A 19,325-nucleotide genomic window follows, 5' to 3' on the forward strand; every position below is an offset into this window, starting at 1 on the left:
AGAGGAGCTACAAATGGGATTGGGAAACATCATCATCACAGGGGGAGCATCGGGGCTCGGAGCAGCCACGGTCGACGCCGTCACCAAACACGGTGGCACCCCGCTGGTGATCGACCGAAAGACCCCACCCGCTGATGTGGCCTTTGCACAGGCCGACCTGGCCGACACCGACGCCGTCGACGCCGCGGTGCGTACGCTGGCCGATCGCGTCGATGGACAGATACACGGCTTGTTCACCGCTGCCGGCATCGACTCGTGTGGAAAGCTCGGCGACGTCCCCGCTAAGGATTGGGAGCGGGTCATCCACGTCAACCTGCTGGGCACTGCGGCCGTGGTGCGGTCGGCGCTGCCGTACCTGAAGAACGCGGGGGGCAGGATAGTCACCTGCGCATCGACGTTGGGTATCAAGGCGGTGAGCGACGCGACCGCCTACTGCGCCTCCAAGTTCGGCGTCGTCGGCTTCTCCCGGGCACTGGCCGCCGAACTGGCCGGCGAGGTCGGCGTGACGACGCTGATCCCCGGCGGCATGTACACACCCTTCTTCGACGGTCGCGACGAACAATACAAGCCACCGCCCGACGCGAAGCTCAACAAGCCCGAAGACGTCGCCGAAACGGTGGTGTTCGCACTGTCTCAACCCGCGGGCTGCGAGGTGCGGGAGATGGTGGTGTGCGCCTCGACGGAGTCCTCGTGGCCGTAACCAGCTCGCCGCAGTCGATTCTGGTGCTGCGCGCGCTGGGCCTGGGCGACCTGCTGACAGGCATACCCGCGCTGCGCGGCATCCGCCGGGCCTACCCGGACGCCCGCATCGTGCTCGCGACGCCCGAGCACTTTCGCCAGCTCGCAACGCTCTCAGGCGCTGTCGATGACGTCCAGCCCACCGCGGGACTCGGCGAGCTGAACCCATGGCGCGAACCGCCGAATCTTGCGGTGAACCTGCACGGCAGTGGGCCGCAAAGCATCGCCGACCTTGTCGCGGTGCGGCCGCAGTCCCTGCTGACTCATCGGCATCAGGCCCATCCCGAACTGGCGGGTCCGCCATGGCGACCCGAGCTCCACGAAGTCGACCGCTGGTGCCACCTGCTCGAGTGGGGCGGAATCCCGTGCAAGCCAGAGGAACTCAGTATTCCCCGGCCGCCCGGTTACCCCGACCGCTCCGGGGTGGTGGTGATCCACCCCGGAGCCGCCTATCCGGCCCGGCGGTGGCCGCCGCAGCGATTCGCCGCAGTAGCCGCAGCATTGTCCGCCGCGGGCCACGAGGTCGTCGTCACAGGGGACGCCACGGAGGTGGGGCTTGCTTGCGCGGTGGCAAGCGGCGCCGGCCTACCGCAATCCTCGGTGCTGGCAGGCCGTCTTGGGCTACTCGAATTGGTCGCCCTGGTCGCCGATTGTCGGCTCCTCATTTGCGGTGACACCGGTGTCGGGCACATCGCCACCGCGACCGGCACACCGTCGGTGCTGCTGTTCGGCCCGACCCCGCCGATCCGCTGGGGCCCGCGTGGATCCGGCCCCCACGTCACATTGTGGGCAGGCGACAAAGGCGATCCGCACGGCGACCGTCCGCACAGCGGGCTGCTGCTGATCACCGTGCCGCGGGTGCTGCAGGCCACCGAGAACTTGTTGCGGGATTGCGCATGAGTGCCATTCGGACAGCAGTGGTCGGCGCCGGCTACGTCGGCCTCACCACGGCCGTGTGCCTGGCCGAGCGTGGGCACCACACCGTCTGCGTTGACATTGACGCCGCACGCGTCGCGCAGTTGAGCCACGGCGTCGCGCTCATCGACGAGCCGGGGCTCTCGCTGTTGCTGCGCGAGGGTCTTGATCGGGAGACGCTGGCATTCTGTTGCGACTACGAAGGTTTGGCCGATCGCGACGTGGTGTTCATCTGCGTGCCGACGCCGAGCGCGCCCGACGGTGCCGCCGACCTGCGGGCCGTGGACAACGTCGTGCACCGACTGGCGCCGGTCCTGCGGCCAGGTGCTGTCCTCGCGGTCAAGTCAACGGTCCCCGTCGGCACCACGCGCCACATCGCTGACCGATTGCGGCCCATGGGAATTCGAGTCGTGTCCAATCCCGAGTTCCTGCGTGAGGGGCATGCCATCTACGACTTCCGTCATCCCGACCGCGTCATCATCGGTGGCGACGACGACGCGGCCTGCGACCTGGTGGCTGAGGTCTACGGCGCAGGCGCGACGGCGCTGAGGATGACCGCGGAGAGCGCCGAGTTGGCGAAGTACGCCAGCAATGGGTTTCTGGCGGTGAAGATCTCGTACGCCAACTCGCTGGCGCGGCTGTGCGCACGAGTGGGTGCCAGCATCGCCGAGGTCACCCGCTGCATGGGCGCCGACGTGCGCATCGGGCAGCATTTTCTGCGACCGGGCCCGGGCTGGGGCGGTTCGTGTCTACCCAAGGACACCGCTGCGCTGCTGCACACCGGACGCGTCAATGATGTCGCGCTACCCGAGGTGGAGGCCGCACGCGTCACCAACGCCGCGCAACCGGGCCGGGTCACGGCCGCGTTGACCGCGACAATCGGCACGCCGTTGAACCAGACCCGGGTCACTGCGCTGGGCTTGACGTTCAAGGCGGGGATCAGCGACGTGCGTGATTCACCGGCATTGACTGTCTGCGCGAAATTGGCAGACTCCGGTGCGCAGGTAACGGGCTACGACCCCCGACTGGCCTCGATCGACCACACGCAGCTGCGCCGCTTCGCCATCGTCGCGGTCGACGACCCATATCTGGCGGCCAAGGACGCCGACGCGATCGTGGTACTGACCGAATGGCCGGAATTCCGCGACCTGAACTGGCCGCGCATCGCCGAGCAGGCACCCGGGGCGGTCGTCATCGACACCCGCAACCTGCTCGACGCCGACACCATCCGCGACGCCGGACTGAGGTATCTGGGAAACGGAGTCCCTTCCGGCTTCTGAGGGGCTAACCCTTGGCCACCTTGCGAATCCACCGCGCAGTGCTGCTTTCCAGGATGGCCTGCCGCTTCGCAGGAACCCTGGTGCGGTTGACCCGGCGGACACCCGCGGCAATGGTCAAGCCAGGCTCGTATCCCTCGACCACCAGCCGGATCGACGTACGACGACGATGCCGGCACTAGGTCAATGTCGGCTCTTTGGCACCGTGGGCGATCGCGGAACCGCAAGCGGCACAATGACAAGGTGACGCTGCTACAGGTTGGAGAGCTGCAGCCGGCGCTTGCCTCGGTGTTATCCAGCGACTACAAGGCATTGCGGCTGCCAGACGGTCGGCAGCGTGCGGCGTTCCTCGCCGAACAGGGCCGGCACATCACCGTTGTCGTGGACGGCGGAACAACGCCCATCGACGCTGAACTGATGGGCGCGCTGCCCAACTTGGCCGCCATCGTGCACTATGGCGCCGGCTACGACACCGTTGACCTCGACGCCGCCCGCCGGTTGGGCATCGGCGTGAGCAACACCCCCGACGTGCTGACTGATACCGTCGCCGACACCGCCGTTGGTCTGCTGTTGGCGACCGTGCGCCGGCTCTGCGACGCCGACAGGTACGTGCGTGCAGGTCGCTGGACTGGTGACGATGCGTTCCCGCTCACAACCGACGTCAGCGGCTCCCGCGTCGGCATCCTCGGTTTGGGTCGCATCGGACGCGCCATCGCAGCACGGCTCAGCGCCTTCGACTGTCACATCGTCTATCACAACCGCCACAAGATCCACGGCTGCGACTACCGCTACGCCGCCAGCCCACGAGAACTAGCCGACGCGGTGGACGTGCTGGTCGTGGCCACAACCGGCGGCACAAGTACCCAGCAGCTTGTGGACCGCACCGTGTTGGAAGCCCTGGGACCCCAGGGCTTTCTCATCAACATTGCTCGTGGAAGCGTCGTCGACCAGTCGGCGCTCATTGATCTGCTCCAGTCAGGACGGTTGGCCGGCGCAGGCCTCGACGTATTCGCCGATGAACCGAACGTGCCCCAAGCGCTGACAGCCATGGACAATGTCGTGCTGCTTCCCCACATCGGAAGCGGAACAAAGCGCGCCCGAGAAGCAATGAGCGAGCTGGTGTTACGCAACGTGAACCAATTCCTCACTGACGGGACACTTGCCACACCGGTCATCGAAGTGGCCAAGTAACACCATGACGGTCAGCAACGCTGCCTTGACAAACCCGGCACCGACACATAAACCCGCACGATGACTTTCCGGCGTGATCTCGCTGAGAAGTGCCTCTGTCGTTACTGTCTCGCGTTTTGAATGCGTGCGAGCAGCTCGGTAACGATGTGCGGCGTGTGTTCCCGCTGGCCACCCTGGGCAGCAGCGAACCGCATTGTGAATGGCTGTTCGGCCACCGCGCGTACAGAAGGATCGAAATCCAGCGCAATGAGATTGTCCCTCTCACACCATGATTCGAATGTCACGTGACGTTTTGTGCGAGCGAACCACCAGAAACCGCAATAATTCCGCTGACCCCGAAAGGGCCGAATGCATCGCTGCGGCGCGGTGCAATCAAACGCAATCGCACCCGCACTGGTCGCAGCAACGCAAGCCTCACCTGAACTCTGCGGGAGTCGATAAAACACCGTGGCCGACTCGGCCGCAGTGCGCGCCCAGTGGTTAGCAGCTGCCGCAGCAGTCACAAAGTCAACCTAAGCACCACTTCGGCTAGAAGTGCGACATCTTCAGTGAGCGTGTCGGAACAAATGCGACAACTAAAGTGAGCAAATCACCGATTCACTGAGCCGGGACATCACGTCGCAGAAGATGCTTAGACAGTTATCGGTAGCAGCGAGAGTGCCAAACACATTGCTGCAGAGCATGATACGCGAAGAGCGTGGCGCTAGTTGACATAAGATAAGTTATCGGTTCCCGAAATAGGTTGGGCGACAACGAAACTAGATATAGCCGATTTCAATTTCGCGACGGCCGTTGACGTGTCGGTTTGAAATCATCACCGTGCCCGCCGCCGTGACAACCTCGATACAGTCAACTCCCAACACCGTTTTTACGGACTGGCCCAGTCGCTGGGCAGCTTCATCGAGCATGGTGCAACCCGCGATTTCAGCGACAACAGCATCAATATCGACAAACAATCCCATCGTCTCCTTCGGTTGCGCGGCACTCCACCATATCATTACGTCACAGTGACGTAATGATATGGTGCTAACACATGCCTAAAACTTGGATCGAGATCCCCTGTTGCCCAAACTATCTCGTTGCTCACAGCCGGATCACTGCAATGGCCGACGCCCTCGCGAGCGTCGGAGGTGTCATCCTGCGTCACCAAAGGCAGATGCTTGGATGCGGCAATAGCTGCGATCCAGGCTGAATGTTCTGACGCAGCTGAATGCTCTGATGGCCGACTCAGATTTGATCCTTATGAGGCCGGCTCGGCGGTGGTCTGAATCTCAGGGGCCACTGCGTCGTGGAGTCGTAGAAGACATCTACCAAATTCGCACCCGCTAGATTGGCGGCCGCCATGTTCGCGTTGGAAAGGTCTGCGGCATATAGGTTGGCGCGGCTCAGATTTGTGTGGTCTAGGAGCGCGTAGTACAGATTGGTCATCCTCAAGTCAGAGCCGGTCAGATTGGCATCAGTGAACTTCGCCCCGTTCAAGTTCGCAAGCTGCAGGCCCGCATTGACCAGGCTTGCAGACGGCAACCAGGCACCGACCAGATAGGCCGCGTTCAGTAGCGCCCCGTCGAGGTAAGCCCCCGTCAGTATCACGTTCGCCAAGCACGTGTTCTGCAGGTCGATCTTTTCGAATTGCGATCCCCCGCGCTCACGTCGCCCGATCACGGTAAGCGCGGCTTGCACGTCGGGCGGCGGGATGGAAGAAGCATTACAGTCCTTCCCCGGTCCGGCGTGGGTGCGAATGTAGGCGCTGAGCACTTCGAAGATCACACTTCGGTCTTCGCGCGAGTCTCGGGCGAGGCGTTCTAACGAGTAGATGCCGCCCAGCCGGATGTCGACCTTGTCCGAACCGAGTTGTTCAACCGCTCTGGTGAACCGCTCAGTGACCTGCCCCTGCTCGGAGAGGTTGTACTGCTTTTCGGTCGATCCCAACGATTTTGCCGAGAACCACAGGGCGGCGACGGCTGTCAGAGCCGTCGCGACCGCGGCGAGCCTCGGCCAGCCGCTCCACCCGAATAGCCGGTTGAGTGCCCGCCTGACGGTGGCCGCAGGCCGTTGCCAGCGGCTTGCCGGCGGTGGCGGTTTCCTCAGCCGCAGACGGTCATCGCGAGCAAATCGACCCGCAGCAGCCCGATAGCGGGGTTCACGCGCGGCGGCAGGCAATGGGCTCATGTCTACTAATGATCTTCCGATCACGGTCAAACACGCGCGTAGCGGACTACCTGTGTCGTAGCAGGGCGACTCCGCCTGGAGCCCATTTCGAAAGGGGCATCGTCAGCCACTGGCAGTGCCGCCCTCGGGGCATGTCCGAGCAGTCTCCGCCCGTCATCACACGGCCACGAACCTCGACCTTCGAGTCAGACAGGCAGAGCATCTCGCTCGACACGCCGAGCGTCACGCTTGACACACGTCTTGCCACCCGGATGTCTCGGCCAACTAGTCGTGAGCTGCGGGCCATGTAAAGCACATTCGTTGAAGCAGCCTGCCGCTACGGCCCCCGCCCGAAGGACGCCGCAGTCGATCACGCGGAGCACGTTAAATGCCTTCGTACAGTAGATTATTTGCGTAAAGGGGTGAGCAACAGCCGTGAACCCATTCCGACCGTATGGGCCAGCGTCGCCTTATACGCCTCAAACAATGGCCCGGCTCCTCGGAGCTCCCACAGGATCTGGGCGGTCAGCCACGCGAAGTCTCGCGCTTTCTCGATGTCCCACGAGGTGACCATGTGTGCGATCGACTCGAGGCTGTCATCGACGGACATTTCTAACTCGGAGCGAAATGAACGTCGGATCTCCGCCTCAACGCTGGCGAGCAACTCGTTGACTTTGTCGAAGTCATCGTGAACACCGGGGCTGCCCGGGGTGCGGCCTCGCGCCACGCACGTTGCCACCACTGCCAGCGGCAGATCGTTTTCGATGTGGGCGTTCATCCCGGCAAGCGCGAACTGTATTGGCAATATCCCCTGCTCTGCCCGAGCGTCGAACAGCGGCGCCCAGGCCTTGGGTTTGTCCTTCGTAGCGTCAAAAGCCTCGAACCAGTGCGCAGCGAATCGCACATCAAGGTCGGTGATGAATGCGTCGTCGTGAAACTCGCCGCCGCGTGCCAAGCGGTCCACCATCATTTCGGTGACACGCAAGTAGACGCGATTGAACACACCCGCACCGTCTCCCGCCGACAGGTCTGAGGCGATTGCTCGCATACGTGAAAGCACTTCGTCGACGGTCGTTGCTGCCATATACCCATCACAGCAGACAGACTCCCCGCAGGAATGCAGAACCAGCACAAGGCCACCGCGATACCGATAGAGAGTCAGAAGACAGCCTCCGCAGACCGTTGCCCTGCATATCGAATCACCTGCACCAGAAATAGTTTCTCCCATGTGAGACAAGCGGCGCCGCACATCCCTGCCCTGCGGGAATCGCTACGCCGCCTCAGGCAGCAATCCTCAAAACCCATGGGGTGCAACGCCGACCGGCGACTGACCCGCGACAAAGACCTCCCTTATCGCGCACGTGCTATCGCTGGCGTTCGTGTCCGTCGAACGTCGGACACGCCGGTCGCAGTCACATCAGCGCCTCAACTGGACCGTTCCATCTGTTTGCTGAACGGGCCCGCGCAGAGGCTTGTAGGCGCTAGTATCGCGGTGCCCGGGGTCTTTCCTGCCAGTGGCCACTGCTCACCGGCCGTCAGGCCCCGGCCCTTACTTTGAACAGGTGGCCGGTCGGTGCGCGGGTACCGTGCACCGAGTTGCGGTTGGCATTGTCCGTTGTGCCGCCCCGCTTTCACGGTTACCCCGCCTACCTTGGGACCGCTTCCATGGCTGCCCCCGGCAGCCCGCACTCATGGCCAACCGCAGTCGCAGCCGAAGGGCCAGAGCAAGCTCGGTCGTTCACTGCGGTGTTCGAGCACTAGCTGAACGACGTCGTCACCCAAGTACTGACCACGCTCAGGGCCACGACTCAGAGACGATCGCCGTCTATTCGTCGTCTGTCGGCGGTAATTCGTCATCATCGTCTTCTGCAAGTTCGTCTTCGATCCGGTCTTCGGTCTCCAGTGACGCAGCGAGGTCCATGGACGCCTGCCATGCGGGCATGCTGCTTTTCACACCAGTAAGGGGTTCAGCCGCGTCGACGACAGGCCCTGTGCGGCGCGCGTAATCGGCGCGTAACCGGTTGTAGACGATTCTGCAGAGTCGGCGTTTCAAGCAGCGCAGCGCCCCCATGCCGGAGTCGCCGTCAGCGCGTCGGCGTTGGTAGTACGCCCTTCCGGGGCCGTCCAATCGGATCTGTACGACCGCAATGCGATGAATAGCACTGTTGCACTGGCGATTTCCGGACCGCGCCAAGCGCAGGCGGCACTCTGTCGAGCCCGACCACATCGGCACGGGAGCGATTCCCGCGTAACGTGCGAACGCCGCCTCGTTGCGGAACCGATCCACATTGGCGGTTTCCGAGATGAGCTTGGCCGCAATCAATTCCGCACAGCCCGGCAGTGATAGCAGCGTGGAGCCGAGCTCGTGGACACGGATCGCGATCTGCTTTGTGAGGACCTCAATGCTGTCGCTGAAGTAGCCGATATCGGCCACCTCTTGACGGGAAAGCTCGGCCAGTAGTCCCGGTTGCTCCAGTAGCCAATCGTTGAGCGCCTGCCGACGCGTCGCCCACTGTAGTTTGACTGGTTTCGGTCGCTCGGGACTCAGCTGATGAAGGCGCCCGAAGAGACGATTCATAGCCTCGACTCGCTGGCCGACCAGGTCGTCGCGACGATCGACCAGAAGCTTCAACTCCCACGACGCCTGATCGTGAAAGGCCACCGGTAAATCGGGTTCCCTCAACACCGCTCGCGCCACGGCGATCGCGTCGATGGGGTCCGACTTGCCCCACGCGCGGGCGGGCCCGCGGCTGCGCGCCATCAGATGCGGTGGGACGCGTACGACCCGCTGGAAGGCCGCCATCAGCTCGCGCTCGAGCAAGCCGGTCACCGAGCGGTTGTCCTCCACGGCCCACAGCAGATCGGGGCCGAACTTGCCTAGCGCCCAACGCAATGCCTCCGCGTGGCCGGCGCTGGTCGCTTCGACCGTCTTCTCCCCCAGCTTCGCGCCGCCGCTGTCAACGGCGACCAGGGTGTGGCTGTGCTTGTGCGCGTCGATGCCGACCACCGCCATGCCCGTTACCTCGCTTCCGTATTGATGGCGTTAGGTCCGGTGGGTCACCCGGTGCCGGCATGCACTCAGAAAGCCAGTCCGCAGACGGCAGCAAAGGGGCAAGCTCAGGCCCCGGATGATCACCACCGGTGGCTGTCAGGCGCACGGCCGTCGAGCCGGTCCCTGCACACCCCCGAACCGGCAATGCGACAGTCAGCCATCCCGCAAGCGGGCGGCACTAATCCATGAAAGCCAAGAAGAGGTGATCAGGGACCCCATCACGCTAACCCGCGGCAACCGACAACGCGACGCGACCGCATCGCGTACTGCGCCGGATCGCGTGCCGTATAGCTCCGCCATTTCCTATCGGGCGGCTACCGTCTCCACACGTGAACTTTGTCTGTCTTGACCGGTGCATCGGGCGGACCTTTTGTGTACTCGGTGATGTACACCGGTTTGCGTTGTGACCATTGAGGACCGCACGCTTGTTGACGCCAGTGCGGTTCGACCGTCCATCGCGACCGATACGTGCGCCCAGATCCGGTTACCGACTCCTCCCGTGGGTGGGATAACTGCTTGCGCAGCACCACCATTGATACTGGCGAGGGCTCGAGATCACTCGGCGCCCCGTTGCCTTCCATTCGCGCCTCGAGGGTTCGTGTTTCGGCCACGGTCCGTTGATCCATCAACAGCCAGGTCGCGCCGAGGATGCTGACGCACTCTGAGGCGTCCGCGCTGCCTTCGACTTCAGCGGTGCGCGGCGCGCTCGGATTGACCAACAGCGTTGTGCCAGACCATAACGGTGCCGACACATCGTATGACGCAAGGATGTCTTGGCGTTGCGTGAGCCGCGAGCCCACCTGGATTTGCAGGATGCCGTCGCCACGCCGCCACCACCAGGCTGCGTCCCACGGCACCTTTTCGTGCCCAGCGAACGGGATGGTGCCGGCCGGTTTGGCCCAACACAGGAATCCGGCGTCGGCGGGAAGAACGAGATCGGGTGTCCACTCCGGCAATGTGGACCCGGCGGTAACAGCGACGGGCACCATGTCGCGAGCTACCCAGAACAGCTTTGCCCGGTCGAGAGCCTGCACTTCTTCCCGTATCGCATCCAGTGAGGTGGCGAGCTCGCGCACCAACGTGTTTCGTTTGCGAAGCTGCGCTGGATTGCGCATCCTCTTCTTGTCGGGATCGTCCTGCAGCACCACCGAGTAGCGGGCGATCATGTCGACAAAAGCTTGACGTAGCGCCGCGCGGATATCCGGAACGGCAGGAGCGGCCCACGGCGCAGTGCGTTTCATCGACGATCGAGCCTCGCATAGTCGGCGATATCTCGCCACGGCGCCGCGCTCGAACGCATCCACCAAAGCGTCTGCTCGCTGGGTACGGCGCTGGATTGGACGAGCTCGGCCTGACCCGGCGGTCGTGATACTCCACGACGCCATCTCCGCCGACCGCATGCCGGACCCTCTCCCCTGCTCCGCAATTCGGCACTCACTAGCGCCCATTCGGTGCGCCAAATGTGTCCCATCCGGGCGCGATCTCAGCTCCCCGGCACGCGCGTCGTCATTTCTTGGAGCAGCCATCTGTTGCGGCCGAGGTCGGAGAACGGCGTGGACGAGCGGTAGCTGGTCCGCTGCGGCTCCGGTCCGGGTAGCCGCCCTTCGTTTCCGCCGTGGTGGAATACGCCGCCGACGTCATGGAAAAGTTCACTAACGTCGACGCCGCGGTTTTCCAATTCGGTTCGGGCGGCTTCGATGTCGTCGACCACCAGGTGCAGGCCTTCGGCGGATCCGGGCGCAGTCGATGTGACCTTCGAACCGAAAATGACCGAGCACGGTGAGCCCGGTGCAGTGACCTGAACGACGCGCAGCCCGTCGTCGGCGGTGAAGTCGGCATCGAGGCGCCAAGCACAACGCGGCAAAAGCATTGGGCGCGTGGGTCAACCGACCCTAGTCGCGCGGGTTGTCGGACTAGGGCTGGCCCTGACCGGCTGCTGGTGTGTTGGTCTTCACGATCTGCCCCGGTGAAAACCCAAGCGAGCCGGGCGGCTTCGCCTGCGCGATGCCATTTACCGTACTTCCCGGTGCGCTGGTACCGGGATCGAAGCTGCTGGGTGGTGGTGGGCAGGTTCCTGGATTGCCGCCGCCGCCTGGGTCACAGGCGGCAGCGGCGACGCCTGCGGGTGCGCCCAGCAGCAGCGCGCTTGCGGTCAGGCCAGCGGCCAGCTTGCGTCGGGACTTGATGTTCTTGCTCATGGTGGTTGTCCTTTCGGGACTATGGATTCCGCCGGTTGCGGACTAGGGCTGGCCCTGGCCGGCCCCTGGTGTGGAGGCCTTAACCGTCTGGCCGGGCTGTGTTCCCGCGACCGCTCCGGGCGCGCTGTGCGCGGCCCCACTCACCGTTGCGCCGGGAGCGCCAGTGCCACCAGGGCCGGTGCCCGGGCAGGGGCACCCGCCGCTTCCGCCTGGGTCGACGGCGGCGAAGGCGGGTGCGGCAGGTGCTGCCAACAGGAGAGCACCGACAGCGAGGCCGGCGGCGGTGCGTAGGGATTTTCTGGGCATCGTCATGGCAATTGCTCCTTCTGCTCCGAGGAGCGGCTGCTGTGAGAGGACTGTGAAGACGCTACGGATTGTGTCGGACGGAGAAATCGGGTGTTTCCCTACAACCGCGGAGTTTGCTCAGTCCGCGTCCCGTTGCACTCTGTGATTTCACAAACGGTTAAACGACGTGGTAGTTGGTTGGTTCCCAGCTGGGCGGCTTGCCGGAGCTGCAGCACCAGCCTTAGCTGTGCGTTTGCTGTGGAGAGTGTTGCGGCCTGCAGTAGCGGGTTGCCCCGGCGCATAGCCGCCAGACCGCCCACGCCACTCTCGGCCGCCTACGACGCCACCCACACTCTGTAAGGGCCGGTGGCTCGCGAACAAGTTCGAGAACGGCGAATGGCCACCCGGCACCGACGTGCACGCACTGCAGCTTGCAGCCAGGGTCAGTACCGGCGCCGCGATGGCGGGCGTGATCAGCATGGTGTCGGCGGCCGCGATCCGCGCTTCGACCGGCGTCAAGCTCATCGGTGCGGTGGCCGCAGTGCTTGGCTTGCTTTACTTGCCGCTCGGGCTACTCATCGTTGGGATTGCGTTCTGAAATAGGGCTCGTCATTAGGTATAACGACGGGTGGTAACGATATGACGCCCGTAGATGAACTGATGGTGCCAGCGACGGCGCACACCCCGCTGAGGGAGCTCATCGCCGGTCTGGATACCGTCGCGGGCTTGGCGATTCCGTACGCGCACATGCCACGCCGCACAATCAAAGCGTTCGCAGGCGAGTTCGCACGCTGGTCAGACATCTCCGGACAGACGGTGAATTCTCTGCTCAGCCGCCCCGCGGCGGGCGTGGCCACGGTCCGCGCCCTGCTGACGGCGGCCAGAGACGCCGTGGCGAAGCAACAGTCGGTCGCAACGATCGAGCCCGTGGGGGCGCCCGCCGCGGTCCAGCGCCTTCTCGATGAGCTCGACGAGCGGGACCGGGTAATGGTGGCGTCTCGGCTGTGGGCGCACCCGCCGCTATCGCAAGTGATGGTCGCGCAGCGCCTCGGTGTCACCAAGGCCTGGGTGAACCGACACCACCCTCGATCAATGGCCAGGTTCGCGGAGTTACTCGCTGATCCGGCCCACCAGGAGGTCACCGGGCTCGCCGTTGAACTTGGCCGCCGGCTCGGCCCCTACGTACCCGGCGATGTCGTCGACGCCGAGTTGCGTCGCCTCGAGCTTGACCCGTCCAGCGAGGCCGCCAGGCTGCTGCTGCACCTGGCGGGACCGTATGTGCGGCGCGACGGATGGCTTGAGGACACGACAACCGGTGGAGCCCAACAGATTTCGGCCGCCGTCGACAGCGTTTTCGACCGCGATCCCGCACCGTCGACCCAATCGCTGCTGCACGCGCTGGTCGTGGAAGGGATGCCACTCGACGTCGCTGGCACCTACATTCGTTCGCGCACCGACTGGCGCTGCTTCGGTGATGACGTGTGGGTGCGGTGGGGCGAGTCCGCCGCCAGCAAGGCCGAAGCGATCCTGCATGTTCGTGGTGCGCCCGCGACCCCCGAGGAGATCCTCGCCGAGATCGACGCCAGTCCCACAACATTGAAAACTATTCGGGAAGCGTTGTACGCCGACAAGAGGTTCGTCCGCGCCAGCCGTGCAACCTGGGGTCTGCGCATCTGGGGAATCGATGCCTACACCGGTATTGCAGAGGAACTGAGCGCCCGCATCGACACCGCCGGCGGGACGATGGCGATCGAGGATCTGGTCGAGGACATGCTGTCGCACTTCCCCGACGTGGCCGAAGGATCCATCAGAACTCAGCTCACCGGCAGCCTTGCCTTCATCACCGAAGGCGCCACGGTTCGACGCCGAACCCCCGCCGACGCACTGCCTGCGGTCCCCCCGCTTCATTCCGTACGTGGGGCTTTTCGCAACGGCGACAACGAAATACGGTTGGCGATGACCGTCAACGCCGACATGCTGAGAGGGTCGGGACAGCCGATCCATCCCGCGGTGGCCTACGCGCTGGGCGTTAGCCCGGGGCAGCGGCGCCTGTACAGCACCCCGCACGGCCCAGTCCCGGTGATCTGGCGGCTGTCGTCAACCAACGGGCCCAGCATCGGGTCAATCCGCGCACCGGTCAAAGCGCTCGGCGCTGACATTGCCGACACCCTTGTTCTGGTCTTCTCGCTTGACGACACCTCACTGAACGTGCTGCGGGTCGATCCCGAAGGTTCCGGGGTTGAGCGGCTACGACAGCTAGTCGGCCACACCGTGCGCAACCCTGGCTCGGCGCTGGCCGCGAGTCTGGGCTGCAGGCGCGCAGATGTGGTCGCGGTGTTGCGCGAGCGCGGTGACCACGACCTCGCCACTCTCGCCGAGAGCTGAATCGTGCCGCGGCGGCCTATCGCGGGTGCTGCTGCGGCGGTTGCCACGGTGGCGAGTACTGCTGCGGCGGTTGCCACGGTGGCGGCGATTGCGGCGGGCGTGCGCGCACATAAGGCTGATCTAGCAATTTGGCGAGCAGAACCGTCCATGCGATGACACCGCCAAACAGCGATATCCACCACAACAGCGCACTGAACTGCTCTAGCGTCTCGCCTCCGCCGAACAGCTTCATCAGCGGTGACTCGTAGGTGCCCATCGCATCTGTGTCGCCGAGCGCCGCACCGTAAGTGAACATCGCTGCCCAGCAAGCGATCTGCGCCCACGCCTGCCCGGAGGTGAGCCGCACCGGTCTGCGACGCTGACGGAACATCAGCACAGTGGTGATCGTCAGGCAGGTCAGGAATATGGGGCTCGCCAGCAAGGTGACCTGAGCCGTCCATGCCAGCGTTGTGAACAGCCCCGGGCCGAAGATCATCCACGCCAGCATGGCGAGGTTGAGAGGAATCGCGAGTACGAGCACCGATTGCCTGAACATCACCGTGTCCTCCCGTCGTCGGCGTTGAGGCTGAGTTTGGTTGTGCAGTGTTCTCGCCACGCATGCAGCCGCTGCCGGGCGTGGCTCATTGCCGGGTGCCCGGCGGCGGAGGCGGCGCCGGTTCATCGGGGTCGCTGATGATGCCGTAGGAGATGTAATCGCATTTGGCGAAGTCGAGCTTCGCGTCGCGGCCGAGCGTGTGGTCAATGACATACGCCACCCGTATCGGAAAACCCTTCATGCCGGCATGGAGCTGCGTGCCGGCCATGAGGCTGGCAACGATGATCGCGTAGACCCACACGAACCGACCGGCCTCGTCCTCGGCGACGAACTGAGGAAGGGACCTCCCCCAGTCGAAGCCGTCTACGGGGTGGTACTTGATTGGTTGGTCGAGACGGCCGACAAAGTAGTCGGCGCGATCCGGTCCGGGGATCTGCCGCATCAGTGTGGCGGTCACCGGAAGCTGTCGTTGCAGCTCTTCGACGGCAGGAAACACTCCCCCGCCCATCTGGTCGTAATCGACACTGCTCAGAACGAAGCGCGCCATATCTAATTCCGAAACCCTTTGTAGTTGAGCGTTACTCGTTGGGATTGCCGGCGAGGACGTCATCACATGGTCCCAGGCCTGTTTGCGTAGCTCGCCGCCGATCTCGACCGCGAAGTCCAGGTCTTGGCGCGTGTACATCCACCCCGCTCCGTCGACCCACTGGCGTGGGACCAGTTGGGCGATTACGGGCTGCGGCAGGCCGCATGCATCTGCGACGTCTTTGACCGTCAGCGTCGCCTCGTCATCGCGGCATGCGCAGCCCGGGCTCTCTACACGCGGAAACGTCCGAGTCCTGGTCGGATTGGATATGGCCACAGTTTTGAGCCTAATGCCGGCGCAGATAGCGTCTGTACGCCAAAAGTTCATTCCGGTTGGCCCGTAAAACCCGACATCGTGATTGCTCGGTTGGCCCTTCATGACCCGCACATCGGTGGCACCGATTTTCTTACCCGCGGCTTGCGCAGTCATCAAGAATCAGAAGCCCCCGCGTCGCCGTCGCCGCCACGGGTGCGGGATCCACAGCCTGGCAGTGTCTTTGGCATGGGATCTAGTCGAACGCGACTGTTGCCGCGGCAATCACGAACACCGCAGAGAACAGCCACGCCAGTAGCGCACCGTGAGCGAGATGCTTGAGAGGGCGGCGATACCGCCGAGACTGTGCTGCCAGACCGAGGACTGCTGCGATCGCGATCGGGCCAACCGGGGCAAAAAGCCAGTAGTACAAAAACCAGTACGTGCACGACGACCAGATGCCGGCGCTGAAACCGGCGAGCATCAGCGGTGACCCGCAGGGTTGGTTCAGTCTCTGCCAGACGGCAGGGGCTTGCTGCTCCGACACCCTGTTCACCCGCCCAAGCTCGACTGCACGCCCACCCACGCCAGCATCATCCAGCCGCTCACGCTGCAAACGATCGAGCCGACACCCACGCTGCGGACAAGAACCGACGCCGCGAAGGCGGCCGTGAGGCCGCCGAGCGCTAGGGGCGCTGATGAAACCGCGGCGACTATGAGCCATTTCGTGTTCGGGGGAAGTTCGTCGACGAGCGGTGTTCCCAGCAACAGCCCGGCCAGCACGCCCCATAACGCGCCGCCGGTGATCGCGCCGAAGCAGAGCGCAGCCGGCCAGTGTACTGATCCGCGCTGGCTACCGGGACGGTCTGTTGGCGCTGCTGGTATGTACACGGGGTCGATCGTGTCACGCCCCGGCCCATGCGGTGCACGCCAATTTCCGCCCCCCACAGCGTGTTTGCGGACGCAGGTATCACCAGTCGAGGATCGTGACACTGAGTACGAGGACCCCGCGACTGGCCTGTGGTGGCGTCGCATGGATTGCCTCGACTGCTTGCGGATCATCAACTCTGCACGCCGTGACCGTGCGCAGCGCGCGCTCACGGACGAGTTGATAAAGCTCGCGGCACATGTTCGAGAACTGACGGCCGATAAGGTTGTCATCCTGCGCGAGCAAATCAAATTGGTGCGTCCGCCGGCGGAGGCACTCGTTAGGCTCGAAATTGCACGGTCCGTCACCTAGATCCCCACGGTGCCGCCCGATCTGACCGACGTCGATCAGATTGGCCTGTCCCGCCTGCTAATAGCGGCGAGTTCCGCGGTCAATCACGACCGTAAGACCAAGGGTGATCTGAGTAAGGTGTGATCGTTTCGCAGGGATAGCCGGGGGGGCCACACACGAACGTTTGAGTTTCGTCGGGGGGCTGCGGTGCGATGTACCCCTGCCCCGGGGACGACCCCGCGGGGTGAGTGGATTCGTTCGGCGGATGCGGCGGAGGGCACTGCCCGTCTTCACATTGGTTCGGCCTCGCCGAGGCAACACCAGCTGCCTCCATCGAGACGCCCGCTGCGGCCCCGAAGGCGGCCGCAGCGATGAGGACGGCGGGCGCTAGGCGACGTAACCGGGTCGAACGCGCGATCCTGCCTGTCATTTCTTCTCCCGATATGTGGTCGCGGTGCCCGAGCTGGGCCGCTAGTACTCAAGAGATTTCGCGATCACACAGGGGGTTCGTAATCACCGGAAAGCCAGACTCCACTTTCAAACAGGAAGGGTTTCCTATCCGCCAGGTAAGCCCAGCGGTGGTTCAATCCGCCACTCCAGATTCCCCACGGTGGCGGGCCGAACCTCGGCGCGAATTTCTTCCACAAAAAAGTGTGGGAGTTGGGGTGCCTGGTTGCTCCTAGGTGTTGAACGCAGCCCACAAGGGGCTACGAGCAAACCAAAGGAGAACATCATGAAGATCAACAACCACACCATGCGCGACCACTCAACCCGCACCCTTAAAAGGACGGCAGCCGCCGTCGCAATGCGAGCGGCTCGTCCGATTCTGCTGGCGGCCGTGGGGTTCGGGCTGATCCTCGGCGCAGCCGGAACAGCGAACGCCTTTCCGAACATCCCCCCCGGCGGGGACTCATACCAGCAAGCTTGCGCAGCCCAAGTGAACCAGATCCGTGATGCACTTCAGGAGTACTACGACAGTCCAAAGACGGCGGCGAACCTTCAGGCCGCGCAAGACAAGATTCGCCCTGCGGCCGAAAAGTACAACTCGTTGGGCTGCGCAAAAATCTGGGGCCCGCTCCGCCCAGAGTCTCTACCGGAGCCCCGGCGCGCAGCTTCGCCGGTGGTGGGCCAGGGGGCAACGAATTTGAACTAGCGTCTGCAGCCGCGTCCTATCCGATATTCGGCCCGCCACCCCCTCCCCTGGTGGCGGGCCGAACACTCGGAACGTCTCACAGACGCCGTGGCCCCTCGGTGCGGTCAGTGTTGTGCGAGTTGGGCGATCAACGATTCCAGCGCCGCCATATCGCCGGGCGGCACTGGCCGGTCGGCTTCAGCGTCGGCGACCGTTTGGGCATCGACGCCCGCTGCGTTGGCGGTTTCCTCGACGGTGAGCTCGGCGCGATGCCGTGCGGCGTAGAGCCGGTGGCTCAACCGGGCGCCCGGTGCGCCGGCCGCACGGACGATCAGATCGTTGTAGGTGCGCCGGATGTCGCTGAGCAGCAGTGCGATCCCCGGACCTTTCGAGCCTGCTGCAGCCTCGTGGGCGGTGGCTTGCACTTGACGCAGCTTGGTGAGCAGTTCGGCTGCCCGGGCGCCGAACGTGGGCGCGCTCTGCGATGGCAGTGCCGAAACCCGCCCCTTGATGTCGTCGAGGTGCAGCCTGATCGCGTCAAGGAACACCGAGACGCGCACACTGTCGGTGAGCACTTCGGTGGCAGTCTCCGCCGATTCTGTGGGGATAGGTCCGCCGCGGCGGATACGGGCAAGGGTCCCGGCCGGCCAGTCGACAGCCTGCTCCAGTTTGGCCAGAGTGCTGTTGCGGGGCCAGCTGCGGCCTTTCTCAAAGGCGACCAGATTGCTTTGTCCGATCACATTGTCGTCGGACAACTTTCGCTGCGAGAAGCCCATTTCTTCGCGGCGCACGGCGAAAGCACGACCGGCCCGCGCGAGCCCGGGGTCATTGGGGTTGCGCCGTTGGTGGGTGAAAGTCACCGGGATGCCGTCGGCGTCGCCGAGGTGAACGGTGAGGCCGTCGGTGACCCAGTGCGCGGTGATCAGCGCGCCGTCGAGGTAGGTCCCATTGGTGCTGCCGTCATCTCGCAACGCCCAATTGGCGCCGTCGCACTCGATGATCAGATGCCTCTCCGACACTCGCGGGTCCTGGATGCGCATGGTCGCCTCCAACCCACGCCCCACAGTGATCGGCGCATCGACGACGTCCACGGTGTAGGGCGCCATGTCCCTCACCGTGATCGACAACGCCGGCGCCTCGACTTGGCCGTGTTCGTTGATGTTCGGGCCGGTGTACGCGTGGGTCATTGCGCTCCGCTTCTCTGTGGTCGCATGCTGCTGTCGTGCTTTCGCTCCAAAGGCTCGGGTCGTCGCAGCTAATGATAGCAACCGGTATCGAGAGCGACAACGGAACCGCTATCGAATCCGCTCCGCGCCGCGCCGAGGATCCGAGTGCGGCCGACATTCTGGGCTGTTTTCTGCCGCTTGTTGCCAGGTCAACCTGCATTTACCCCTCTGGGCGCCGACCGCGCG

At 64.1% G+C, this 19,325-nt stretch carries 21 protein-coding genes; 8 read left to right on the forward strand and 13 right to left on the reverse strand.

Translation table 11 applies throughout. From position 1 onward, the window contains the following. Positions 1–13: 13 nt before the first annotated feature. The 4 genes from GGC64_RS30930 to GGC64_RS30950 all read left to right on the forward strand — a co-directional run bounded on the left by GGC64_RS30930 (position 14) and on the right by GGC64_RS30950 (position 4,121). Positions 14–700 carry an SDR family oxidoreductase gene (locus tag GGC64_RS30930; protein ID WP_192726379.1) on the forward strand — a complete coding sequence of 229 codons (687 nt, stop codon included), beginning with the start codon at positions 14–16 and terminating at the stop codon, positions 698–700. After that, entirely contained in the window at positions 691–1,638 is a 948-nt protein-coding gene (locus tag GGC64_RS30935) for a glycosyltransferase family 9 protein (protein WP_370582436.1), read from the forward strand. Before GGC64_RS30930 ends, GGC64_RS30935 begins: the two co-directional genes overlap by 10 nt. After that, entirely contained in the window at positions 1,635–2,933 is a 1,299-nt protein-coding gene (locus GGC64_RS30940; RefSeq protein WP_192726380.1) for a UDP-glucose/GDP-mannose dehydrogenase family protein, read from the forward strand. Before GGC64_RS30935 ends, GGC64_RS30940 begins: the two co-directional genes overlap by 4 nt. A 240-nt stretch (positions 2,934–3,173) precedes the next feature. After that, the gene (locus tag GGC64_RS30950; RefSeq protein WP_370582437.1) at positions 3,174–4,121 is read left to right on the forward strand and encodes a 2-hydroxyacid dehydrogenase; all 948 of its coding nucleotides are present in this window, start codon (positions 3,174–3,176) and stop codon (positions 4,119–4,121) included. Between the two features lie 758 nt (positions 4,122–4,879). Here the strand turns inward: GGC64_RS30950 and GGC64_RS30955 are convergent. The 8 genes from GGC64_RS30955 to GGC64_RS30990 form a co-directional block, all read right to left on the reverse strand. Continuing rightward, complete coding sequence (locus tag GGC64_RS30955) at positions 4,880–5,083, reverse strand: hypothetical protein (protein ID WP_192726382.1); 204 nt, start codon at positions 5,081–5,083, stop codon at positions 4,880–4,882. A gap of 265 nt (positions 5,084–5,348) precedes the next feature. Further along, the gene (locus tag GGC64_RS30960; protein WP_192726383.1) at positions 5,349–6,290 is read right to left on the reverse strand and encodes a pentapeptide repeat-containing protein; all 942 of its coding nucleotides are present in this window, start codon (positions 6,288–6,290) and stop codon (positions 5,349–5,351) included. A 385-nt stretch (positions 6,291–6,675) separates the two neighbouring features. After that, entirely contained in the window at positions 6,676–7,401 is a 726-nt protein-coding gene (locus tag GGC64_RS30965; protein ID WP_370582438.1) for a DUF5995 family protein, read from the reverse strand. 693 nt (positions 7,402–8,094) lie between these two features. Continuing rightward, positions 8,095–9,282, reverse strand: a complete 1,188-nt coding sequence (locus GGC64_RS30970; protein ID WP_225952652.1) for an IS110 family transposase — start codon at positions 9,280–9,282, stop codon at positions 8,095–8,097. Positions 9,283–9,635: 353 nt separating this feature from the next. Then, positions 9,636–10,562 carry a hypothetical protein gene (locus GGC64_RS30975; protein ID WP_192726384.1) on the reverse strand — a complete coding sequence of 309 codons (927 nt, stop codon included), beginning with the start codon at positions 10,560–10,562 and terminating at the stop codon, positions 9,636–9,638. Positions 10,563–10,804: 242 nt separating this feature from the next. Next, positions 10,805–11,191 (reverse strand): glyoxalase, encoded by a 387-nt coding sequence (locus GGC64_RS30980; RefSeq protein ID WP_192726385.1) that lies wholly within the window; start codon positions 11,189–11,191, stop codon positions 10,805–10,807. A 43-nt stretch (positions 11,192–11,234) separates the two neighbouring features. Then, on the reverse strand, positions 11,235–11,519 hold the full coding sequence (locus GGC64_RS30985; protein ID WP_192726386.1) for a hypothetical protein: 285 nt from the start codon (positions 11,517–11,519) through the stop codon (positions 11,235–11,237). Between the two features lie 42 nt (positions 11,520–11,561). Further along, entirely contained in the window at positions 11,562–11,831 is a 270-nt protein-coding gene (locus tag GGC64_RS30990; RefSeq protein ID WP_192726387.1) for a hypothetical protein, read from the reverse strand. Between the two features lie 388 nt (positions 11,832–12,219). On the opposite strand from GGC64_RS30990, the gene GGC64_RS30995 reads away from it, so the two are divergent. After that, the gene (locus tag GGC64_RS30995) at positions 12,220–12,402 is read left to right on the forward strand and encodes a hypothetical protein (RefSeq protein ID WP_192726388.1); all 183 of its coding nucleotides are present in this window, start codon (positions 12,220–12,222) and stop codon (positions 12,400–12,402) included. Positions 12,403–12,443: 41 nt separating this feature from the next. Continuing rightward, complete coding sequence (locus GGC64_RS31000) at positions 12,444–14,189, forward strand: hypothetical protein (protein ID WP_192726389.1); 1,746 nt, start codon at positions 12,444–12,446, stop codon at positions 14,187–14,189. A 16-nt stretch (positions 14,190–14,205) separates the two neighbouring features. Here the strand turns inward: GGC64_RS31000 and GGC64_RS31005 are convergent, their stop codons facing one another. From GGC64_RS31005 to GGC64_RS31020, 4 genes are all read right to left on the reverse strand, one after another. Beyond that, positions 14,206–14,724 (reverse strand): hypothetical protein, encoded by a 519-nt coding sequence (locus GGC64_RS31005; RefSeq protein WP_192726390.1) that lies wholly within the window; start codon positions 14,722–14,724, stop codon positions 14,206–14,208. Between the two features lie 85 nt (positions 14,725–14,809). Further along, on the reverse strand, positions 14,810–15,586 hold the full coding sequence (locus GGC64_RS31010; protein ID WP_192726391.1) for a hypothetical protein: 777 nt from the start codon (positions 15,584–15,586) through the stop codon (positions 14,810–14,812). A gap of 232 nt (positions 15,587–15,818) precedes the next feature. Further along, positions 15,819–16,118, reverse strand: a complete 300-nt coding sequence (locus GGC64_RS31015) for a hypothetical protein (RefSeq protein WP_192726392.1) — start codon at positions 16,116–16,118, stop codon at positions 15,819–15,821. Continuing rightward, a complete protein-coding gene (locus GGC64_RS31020) occupies positions 16,115–16,453 on the reverse strand; it encodes a hypothetical protein (protein WP_192726393.1) in 339 nt (112 codons plus the stop codon). Before GGC64_RS31020 ends, GGC64_RS31015 begins: the two co-directional genes overlap by 4 nt. A 142-nt stretch (positions 16,454–16,595) precedes the next feature. Between GGC64_RS31020 and GGC64_RS31025 the strand changes: the two genes are divergently transcribed. Both GGC64_RS31025 and GGC64_RS31030 read left to right on the forward strand, forming a co-directional pair. Further along, a complete protein-coding gene (locus GGC64_RS31025; protein ID WP_192726394.1) occupies positions 16,596–16,802 on the forward strand; it encodes a hypothetical protein in 207 nt (68 codons plus the stop codon). Positions 16,803–17,514: 712 nt separating this feature from the next. Further along, positions 17,515–17,934, forward strand: coding sequence for a hypothetical protein (locus GGC64_RS31030; protein ID WP_192726395.1), 420 nt, complete (start codon positions 17,515–17,517; stop codon positions 17,932–17,934). Positions 17,935–18,038: 104 nt separating this feature from the next. Here the strand turns inward: GGC64_RS31030 and GGC64_RS31035 are convergent, their stop codons facing one another. Continuing rightward, a complete protein-coding gene (locus tag GGC64_RS31035; RefSeq protein ID WP_192726396.1) occupies positions 18,039–19,100 on the reverse strand; it encodes an FHA domain-containing protein in 1,062 nt (353 codons plus the stop codon). Positions 19,101–19,325: the final 225 nt, after the last annotated feature.

The sequence above is a fragment of the Mycobacterium sp. OAS707 genome (genome assembly GCF_014873705.1).
GTDB lineage: Bacteria > Actinomycetota > Actinomycetes > Mycobacteriales > Mycobacteriaceae > Mycobacterium.